7 protein-coding genes and 1 rRNA gene are annotated in these 8,270 nt (G+C 59.0%); 4 read left to right on the top strand and 4 right to left on the bottom strand.

Annotated elements, in window-relative coordinates; translation table 11 throughout:
• The 4 genes from rrf to ACH2ED_RS04630 form a co-directional block, all read left to right on the top strand.
• Positions 1-90: ribosomal RNA gene (rrf, locus tag ACH2ED_RS04645) — 5S ribosomal RNA — on the top strand; the annotation flags it as partial.
• A 334-nt stretch (positions 91-424) separates the two neighbouring features.
• On the top strand, positions 425-1,726 hold the full coding sequence (locus tag ACH2ED_RS04640; RefSeq protein WP_395089040.1) for a TolC family protein: 1,302 nt from the start codon (positions 425-427) through the stop codon (positions 1,724-1,726).
• A 4-nt stretch (positions 1,727-1,730) separates the two neighbouring features.
• Positions 1,731-3,317 (top strand): hypothetical protein, encoded by a 1,587-nt coding sequence (locus ACH2ED_RS04635; protein ID WP_395089039.1) that lies wholly within the window; start codon positions 1,731-1,733, stop codon positions 3,315-3,317.
• Positions 3,318-3,321: 4 nt separating this feature from the next.
• Positions 3,322-4,101: an ABC transporter ATP-binding protein gene (locus ACH2ED_RS04630; RefSeq protein ID WP_395089038.1), complete on the top strand. Its 780-nt coding sequence runs from the start codon at positions 3,322-3,324 to the stop codon at positions 4,099-4,101.
• Positions 4,102-4,112: 11 nt separating this feature from the next.
• On the opposite strand, the gene ACH2ED_RS04625 is transcribed toward ACH2ED_RS04630, so the two are convergent.
• From ACH2ED_RS04625 to ACH2ED_RS04610, 4 genes are read right to left on the bottom strand one after another with little or no spacing between them, the layout of a single operon-like run.
• Entirely contained in the window at positions 4,113-4,748 is a 636-nt protein-coding gene (locus ACH2ED_RS04625) for a uracil-DNA glycosylase family protein (protein WP_395089037.1), read from the bottom strand.
• Positions 4,749-4,756: 8 nt separating this feature from the next.
• Positions 4,757-5,644 (bottom strand): TIGR01777 family oxidoreductase, encoded by an 888-nt coding sequence (locus tag ACH2ED_RS04620; protein WP_395089036.1) that lies wholly within the window; start codon positions 5,642-5,644, stop codon positions 4,757-4,759.
• A gap of 6 nt (positions 5,645-5,650) precedes the next feature.
• Positions 5,651-6,820 carry a threonine synthase gene (locus ACH2ED_RS04615; protein ID WP_395089035.1) on the bottom strand — a complete coding sequence of 390 codons (1,170 nt, stop codon included), beginning with the start codon at positions 6,818-6,820 and terminating at the stop codon, positions 5,651-5,653.
• 18 nt (positions 6,821-6,838) lie between these two features.
• Complete coding sequence (locus ACH2ED_RS04610) at positions 6,839-8,134, bottom strand: helix-turn-helix domain-containing protein (RefSeq protein ID WP_395089034.1); 1,296 nt, start codon at positions 8,132-8,134, stop codon at positions 6,839-6,841.
• Between the last annotated feature and the right edge of the window lie 136 nt (positions 8,135-8,270).

The following is an 8,270-nucleotide window of genomic DNA, read 5'->3' as shown; positions in this document are numbered from 1 at the left end:
CCCGTTCCCATTCCGAACACGGTAGTTAAGCCCTATTGCGGCGAAGATACTTGGGGCAAAAGCCTCCGGGAAAATAGCGCGACGCCAGAATTTATGTTAAAGGGTCGTCCTCATTGAAAATATGGGGGCGGCCTTTTTGCTTTTTTAGCGGCGATTCTTGTGATTGCTGTCGTCTCCACGCACTGTTAGAGCTTTTTTCACCTGACTTTAATTTCTCGGAGGTAACAAAGACCCTAGCGTGGTATCTAAGGAGACAGCATCTGTCTCAGGGAGATTTGGACATATCGTGATGAGGACTCGTTTTACTTTACTGTTTGGAGTGGCTATGGCACCATTATTGGCTTTGCTCCCAATCGTTGTAGCCCATGCGCAAGAGGTATCTGCGGTAGCCCCTGTGCAGGCCACGGGGCCAATGACTCTCTCTATGGCCATTGCTACAGCACTGGATCGCCAGCCACAGCTGGTCGCGGCTGCGGCTAACAAAGACGCATCTGCGCAACGCCTGAAGCAGACTAAAGCAAGCTATCTGCCAACTGTCACACCCAGTTACAATTTTCAGAACCAGTACACGTTTGGCAAGGTACAGGTTTTTCAAGGCGGTGGGGTGATTACGGAGCTGCCATCTGGGAAAACAACGACCAGCCGACAAGAGCAAGTCAATCTAAGCTACCGGCTCTTCGACTCAGGGCGACGGGATCTTAACGCTCGACAGGCACAACAGTCTCTCACCGCATTAGAGCTGAGCGAGGCGAACACGCGACAGACAGTCATTGGTAATGTGGCTGATGCCTACTTCAATGCCCTGCGAACGGATGCTCTGGTTCGTGTTTCTGAGGCGCAGGTCGAACGTGCCCGGCAGACTTTTGAGCAGATAAAATTTCAAGCCAATACAGTGGGAGTGACTCCTCCTAAAGATATTTTTCAGGCTGAAGCCGATTATCTTACTGCGAAAGTTAACTTGCTTCAGGCGCAAAACAATGCGGAGATTGCTCATTTACAGTTGCGCAATGCAATGGGATTAACTGGTAGCGGAAAATTTAATCTCGCGGATGTCTCGCCTCCTTCACCCACTGCCCCGATGACGGCTCAGGTAGACGGTGTCGTGCCCGCGACAAAAGATAGTGATGCGATTACCAAGCTTGTTGCCTTTGCACAGACGAGACGTCCCGATACCCAGCAGGTTGAGGTCAATGCAGCGGCAAGCCAGACAGCAGTTAAGATCGCGGAAATCAGTTCTCGGCCCACCGTGAACATAGATCTCTCGGCTGGTTACCAGTTCGATGCGGCTAATGATCCGACACGGCAGGTTGGCAATAACCGTGCTCTGGTTGCTAATGTTACCTATCCCCTCTTTGATGGCGGGGCGACTCGTTCTAATATTCATGCTGCCGAAGCTACCCAGCGCTCCAGTGTTGCTCAGGTGCAAAACCAGAAACAGCAAGTGGCACTGGAAGTGGAGCAGGCCTGGCGAAACCTAGGGCAGGCGCGGGTAAGCATTCCGGCTACAGAGGCCGCACTGGCCGCTGCAAAGAAAAACTATGAGGCGGCATCGGAGTCTCTGAAGCTTGGGGCGGGGAGCACGGTCGAGGTGATCACCGCGCAGACATCTCTTGTGCAAGCGGAGATTAACTATGTTCAGGCGCTCTACAACTTCTACACAGCGGATGCGCGTCTGACTCGCGCACTGGGGCAGGCGGAGCGGATTGGCCGCACCGCCGCAAAGTAGCGCTGTGGGCAAGAGTACTACACCCGATGTCCCGCACTTGGGGCTTCTGGATCGGCTTTTTGGTATTGACCTTCGCTCGGTGGCACTGCTCCGTATGGGGTTGGGCGGGATTCTGCTCTGGGATCTCGTGGATCGGGCACGGTTTTTGGAGGCGCACTACACAGACCGCGGCCTCTTTCCTCGCGAGGCAAGTGTTGCGCAGTGGTCAGGGGGAGAGTACTGGGAGCGTATCTGGGCGTTTGCCTCGCTGCACATGGCATCGGGCGACATGGCTTGGCAGGTATTTCTGTTTCTGTGTACCGCGGTCTGTGCATTCTGTCTGCTTGTGGGCTACCGTGCCCGGCTCTTTGCCTGCCTGTGCTGGCTACTGACCGTCTCTATTCAGAATCGCAATCCCCATATCCTTAGTGGTGCGGATCAAATGATCCGGCACTTGCTCTTCTGGGCAATGTTTCTGCCACTGGGGGGGCGCTTTTCCGTGGACGGGCTATGTGCACTCTGTAAAGCCTACCAGCAGCCCGTACCGACTCGGGCACTTTCGCTGGGAACGGCAGGGATTTTGCTTCAGACGCTCTTACTCTACTGGTTTACTGCGGCGCTCAAGTCTGCACCCGAGTGGCGCGGCGAGGGGACGGCGATCTACTACGCGCTCTCAATTGAGCACTACCAGACTGTGCTCGGACGCTGGATGCTGGGTCTGCCACTGATCTTTCTGAAACTGGCAACCTGGGGCGCGATTGCACTGGAGGCATTCGGTCCCATAGTCGCCTTTCTCCCCTTTGCCGTCGAACGTCTCCGGCTTGGAGTGGTTGCTGTTTTTGTTTTCTTCCACCTTGTGTTGATTGCGGGACTGATGGACGTGGGCCCTATTAGCGAGACTAGTGTTCTCATGTGGGTCGCGTTTCTGCCCGCGCTTTTCTGGGACAAACTGGCCGCCCTCTGGCGACGTCTACCCGTCTCTAGGGTAAAGACGGGCATCGAAGCGGCTTATCAGAGCCTGGTGGCTTGGCGCAACAGGCAAATCCGGCACCGTGTCGAGCGGCGTGAGCCTCTCCCTGAGCTCCAGGCCACCAAGTTTACCCAGGTTGTGGCGGCCCTCTCGATTGTCTTTATCGCCCTCTGGAACTTGCGAGGGATGGATGCAAAGCGTTTTGGACGTTATACCGAGAACCTGACCTGGGTGGCGAACTTGGTGCGTCTGGATCAGAACTGGGCGATGTTTGCCCCGTTCCCTTTTAAGCAAGATGGGTGGTTTGTCCTGGTGGCGACTCTGGCGGAGGGTTCTCAAGTTGACCTACTGCAGGGAGGCAAGCCTGTGCGGTGGGAAAAGCCCGCCCCCGTCGCGTCTCAGTATGTGAACGAGCGTGAGCGCAAGTACTTGATGAACCTCTACGAGCCGAGTTATGAGTCGCAGCGTGGGTATTTTACGCACTATAAAATTCGTGAGTGGCTGCGCGCGCATCCTCAGCCTAACTACCGCGTGATGAAAATTGATTTCTATTATTTGCTTCACAAGACCCCGCCCCCTGGCAGTCGTCCGCCCGAGCCGCGCAAGGTACTGCTTTGGAGCGAAACCTATACGAAAGTGTAAAACTATGGCCATTGTTATCGAGACACGAGATCTGACTAAGAACTATAAGACAGGCATCATGGATGTGAAGGTGCTCTTGGGCATCACCCTTCAGATTCACGAGGGTGAGTTTATCGCCATCATGGGGCCGTCGGGCTCCGGCAAGTCTACGTACATGAATATCCTGGGCTGCCTGGATCGTCCCACGGGCGGTGAGTACCTTTTGGACGGTGAGGATGTTGCACGCCTCTCCGATGACCGGCTGGCTGATATCCGTAACCAGAAGTTCGGCTTTGTTTTCCAGAGCTTTAACTTGTTGCCACGCACCACGGCGCAGCGTCAGGTAGAGCTGCCCATGCTCTACGCGGGCAAGCCCAATAAAGAGAAGCGCGCCAAGTGGGCGCTGGAGCGGGTGGGGCTCGCGGATCGGGCACACCACAAACCCAACGAGCTCTCCGGTGGCCAGCAGCAGCGCGTCGCCATCGCCCGTGCCTTGGTCAACGACCCGAGAGTCATCATGGCCGACGAGCCCACGGGCGCACTCGACACCCGCACGAGCTTTGAGATCATGGGAATCTTTCAGGAGCTCAACCGCGAGGGCAAGACCGTGGTGATGGTGACCCACGAGAACGACATCGCGCAGCACGCCACCCGCATCATCCGGTTCCGCGACGGTCGCATCCATGAGGACGGCCCCGTGGTAAACCCCAAGGACGCTCGCGTCGAGCTGGAGCGCTTCCTGGAAGAGCAGGCCAAGAGCGATGCCGCCGCAGGTGTGAATCGCTACACATCGGTGCCCGCGTAGGGGAGCGGTCTCTAAAACAGCGTCCGGGGTGGCTCTTTTTTGGCCTCGACCACTTTCTTGCGGGCGGCCTCAATATCGGCGATGAGCGAGTCGCGGGCGTGATCGTAGGCCGCACCTTCTTGTCGGAGAATATAGGCGGGATGTAGACCCGCGATGGCGTAGGGGGCGTAGCGGCTCTCGAAGAACTGGCCGCGCTCACTGGTGATCTTGAAGCCCTTGTGAATGACTACGCTCGCAGCGGGGCCACCCAGGCACAGAATCACGAGGGGCTGGATGGTGCCTAGAATCGGCTCTAGCCAGCCACGGACGCACGCGCTGGCCTCGTCGGCGGTGGGTGGGCGGTTTTGCAGGCGGCCTGTCTCGGAGACAAGAGTCGGGCGGCAACGGACGACATTGGTGATGAAGATGTGCTTACGGGCGATGCCGCAGGCATAGAGACACTCGTCTAGGAGCTGACCGGCGCGGCCCACAAACGGACGGCCCGTCTTGTCCTCCGTCTCCCCCGGCCCCTCCCCGATAAGCACCAGTGGGCTGTTGGGATTGCCCTCGCCAAACACCACATTGGTGCGCGTCTCCCAGAGCCCGCAGTCTTGGCAGCCCAGGGCCTCAGCTCGGAGTGCCTCAATCTGAGATTCTTTTTCCGTCATAACAGTGTTTATTGTACAATGTCCGCCAGTGCTTCGGGGAGAGTTGGCCAGCGGAATTTGTAGCCGAGCGCAAGGGCTTTCATCGGGACAACACGCTGGCTGGCGACGAGGTAGTCTGCGAACTCTCCGACGAGAGCTTTGAGGGCGAAGGTAGGCACCGAGACAAGTGCGGGCTTGCCGAGGGCTTTTCCGAGGGCATTGGCGAGCTGGCGGGCGGTGACTGGATTTGGCGCGACGGTATTGAGTGGGCCGGTGACGCTCGCCGTCTCCAGTGCCCAGGTAATGAGCCCGATCACGTCGTCGCGGTGCACCCAAGGAACCCACTGTCGCCCGTTGCCCAGCGGTCCGCCTAGACCGAGTTTCCACGGGGAGAACGGGACTTGTGGCGGGTTGACCATGGTCTCGATCACGCCGCCGCCACGCGCAAAGACCTGCCCGATGCGCAGAAAAACCACGCGCCCCCTGTGAGCAGGGGCACTCGCCTCGCTGGCGGCGTCTTCCCACGCAGCACAGACATTGCCGAAGTAGTCGCTGGCGGCAGGTGTTGTCTCCGAGATCTCGTCGTCGCCGTGGTCTCCGTAGAAGCCGACGGCGGCGGCATTGAGAAGGATCTTGGGATGCGCCGAGGCAAGCTTGCGCGTGGGTTCGACCCGGCTGCTGAGAATCTCTTCCTTGAAAACCGCGTCCCAGCGCTGCGCCGCCACCGACGATCCACACAGATTGACGACCGCATCTGCCTGTGCCACGGCATCGCGCCAGGCGCTCTCGTCGCTCCAGACCAGCCGCCCCGGCCCAGGCGTTCGACTGAGCGTCTGCACCGTATGTCCCGCCGTTGTGAGTGACGCTACCAGGGGGTGCCCGATAAACCCCGACGCGCCTGCTATAAGAATTTTCATGGTGTGTTAGTTCTGAGCCAGCGCCCATGCTTCTAGGTACTTGAGGCCGCTACCCGTATTGAATAACACCACACGCTCGTCTTTATGCACCAGGTTTTTCTCTAAGAGCTTCTGGAGCGCCGCCAGAGTTGCTGCGCCTTCCGGGGCGCAGAAGAGGCCCGTGTGGGAAGCGAACTGTCGCCAAGCCGCAAACATTTCGTCCTCGGTGACGGCAACCGCGCAGCCTCCGGACTTGCGCACGGCATCGAGAATCAGAAAATCGGCGATGGCGCGGGGGACGCGCAGGCCGCTGGCGCTGGTGTGGGCGTTCTCCCACGGCGTGGCGTGCTCAGTACCCTCTTCAAAGGCACGGACAATCGGGGCGCACCCAGCGGCCTGCACGGAGATCATGCGCGGGCGCTGGCTTCCGATCCACCCGAGCTGCTCCATCTCGTCGAACGCCTTCCACATCCCGATCAGCCCCGTCCCGCCGCCCGTCGGGTAGATAATCACGTCGGGGAGCGTGCCGTCGAGCTGCTCGAAAAGCTCGTAGCCCATCGTCTTCTTGCCCTCCAGACGGTACGGCTCGCGCAGGGTCGCCATGTCGAACCAGCCGAGTTCTTTGATTCCCTTCTGGACATAGGCGTTGGCATCCGTAATCAGACCGTCAATGAGTGTCAAGTCCACGCCGAAGCTGCGGCACTCCGCGACAATGCTGGCGGGCGTGTCGCGGGGCATGGCGATGTGCGCCTCCAGCCCCAGCGCGGCGGCGTAGGCTCCGAGCGCACTGCCCGCGTTCCCCGCCGACCCCACCGCCAGCGCCTTGATTCCTAATTCCGCCGCCCGCGCAACGGCCACCGCCATTCCCCGCGCCTTGAACGAGCCCGTCGGGTTCACCGACTCCTCTTTGATCAGTAGATTGGGCATTCCCAGCTCTGCACCGAGCCGGTCGGCGGGAAAAAGCGGCGTCCCACCCTCGCCTAGATCGCGCACAAACTGCGGATCACGGACAGGCAGGAGCGATGCATAGCGCCACAGCCCCGGCTTATGCGCCAGCTCACGCGGCGTGCGCGGCCCGTTGGCGAGATCGTAGCGTGCCAGTAGCGGCGCACCGGCTTTGCTGAGATTCTGCGGCACATCGGCATCGTAGTGCTCGCCGGTCTTGCTGCACTCTAAGTGTGTGAGGAGGCTCTTCATAAGAGCGATTGTACCTTCTTACTTGAGGAGGGAGCCGATTCGCGAGAACTCATACTCGTAGAGATTCGGCTCGATGTGCTGATGGGCATAGGTGACTGCCTGGGTAAGATAGCCCTCAGCCTGGGCGTAGTCTCCCAGACCGGCGAAGACCTCGGCATGGTTGCACCAGTGTTTGATAAAAACCAGCGGCGGTGTTCCGTGAGGGAGGGCAGAGTGAGGAATCAAAAACGGAAGTGCGTCGCGAAATCGCCCCTGACGGCATAAGAAATCGATATAGGCCCAGCTACGGTGCTGAATCATTCGCTCGCTGGACGCCGAGGTAATGTTGTGTTTGTAGTTGGCCTCCGCAGCCACCATGTTTCCTATTTTTTCCCAGTTGTTTGCCAGTAGGTAGTGATAGTTAGGCTTTTTTCCTGCCGAATAGCGGTGGCCCAGGGAATCCAACAGAGCCAGATTCCCTTCCCATTGCTTTTTTGAGCCGTAGTTCCGGGGGACATTTAGTCGCTGATTGCCAAAGGCATCGTCGAAGTGGACCTGGCACAGGATCGCCCCTTGCTGGCCCCGCGTGAGTGTGCCACGGCTTCTTCCCAGGCTTGCGATGATGGGGGCGACGATCCGCTTGGCATCTTCGAACCTATGTAGACGCCAAGCCAGATACTCTGCGTACAGACCGTGCATCGAGAGCGCTTCTATCTCGCCGATCTTGCCAGTGCGGTACAGACTCTGGTAGCGGGCGACGACCGCTAGGTAGACTCCTGCCCAAGCCGTGTCCGTGTCATCCTGCCCGCTTTGGGTAAAGTCGTCCAGCGCCTCTTTGGTTTGAGGGAGGGGTTCCACCTGGCTCCAGGCGCGGGTGGTGAGAAAAACCAGCTCGTCCTGGCTCGCTCCGATTGCAAAGCAAAAGGCATGCAGGTGCTCCATGCTGGGCCAGCACTCGCCTTTCTCCCACTTGAACACGAGGTTCTGGGTGACACCGGCGACCCGTGCGACTTGGCGCTGGGAGACACCGGCTCGCTGACGGAGTACCGAGAGAAGCTCTCCGAGGGAGACGGGCAGGTTGGCGTTCGTGTTCGTACGGGCGATCTGGATCGCGCGTGGGGCTTCGACGTTTCGGTAGTAGCTTTGGCGCTCCGTCGGGCTGATGTCAAGAATCTCCAGAACGCGAGTGAGTTCATAAGCGAAGGGAGTCGCCTCCCCTCGTTCCCAGCGCGAGACGGTCGTCCGGTGAACCCCCGCCTTCGCCGCGAGCGCCTGGATCGTTAAGCCGCGTGCCTTGCGTTGTGCCTGTAGTGCGCGCCCCAGTGTCTGCTCCAAAACTCTCTGCCCTCCGCTTCATGATAGCACAGACTCAGTGACTACTCCGCACGCATGAATGCGACGGCTTCTACAGATTGACTGACTCTCTGTAGTCCCAGAGAGATTATGTTCAGGGCAGCGTTGTGGTCACGGT

This window comes from Armatimonas sp. (assembly GCF_043757465.1).
Lineage (GTDB): Bacteria > Armatimonadota > Armatimonadia > Armatimonadales > Armatimonadaceae > Armatimonas.
The sequence above is the reverse complement of the archived record's forward strand: the minus strand, read 5'-3'. Positions and strand labels throughout refer to the sequence as shown.

Excerpts from the sequence above, each read along its gene's own strand:
- ACH2ED_RS04640 (WP_395089040.1), top strand. The coding sequence starts at position 425 with ATGGCCATTGCTACAGCACTGGATCGCCAGCCACAGCTGGTCGCGGCT.
- ACH2ED_RS04625 (WP_395089037.1), bottom strand. The coding sequence starts at position 4,748 with ATGACGGAAAAAGAATCTCAGATTGAGGCACTCCGAGCTGAGGCCCTG.
- ACH2ED_RS04615 (WP_395089035.1), bottom strand. The coding sequence starts at position 6,820 with ATGAAGAGCCTCCTCACACACTTAGAGTGCAGCAAGACCGGCGAGCAC.
- ACH2ED_RS04620 (WP_395089036.1), bottom strand. The coding sequence starts at position 5,644 with ATGAAAATTCTTATAGCAGGCGCGTCGGGGTTTATCGGGCACCCCCTG.
- ACH2ED_RS04630 (WP_395089038.1), top strand. The coding sequence starts at position 3,322 with ATGGCCATTGTTATCGAGACACGAGATCTGACTAAGAACTATAAGACA.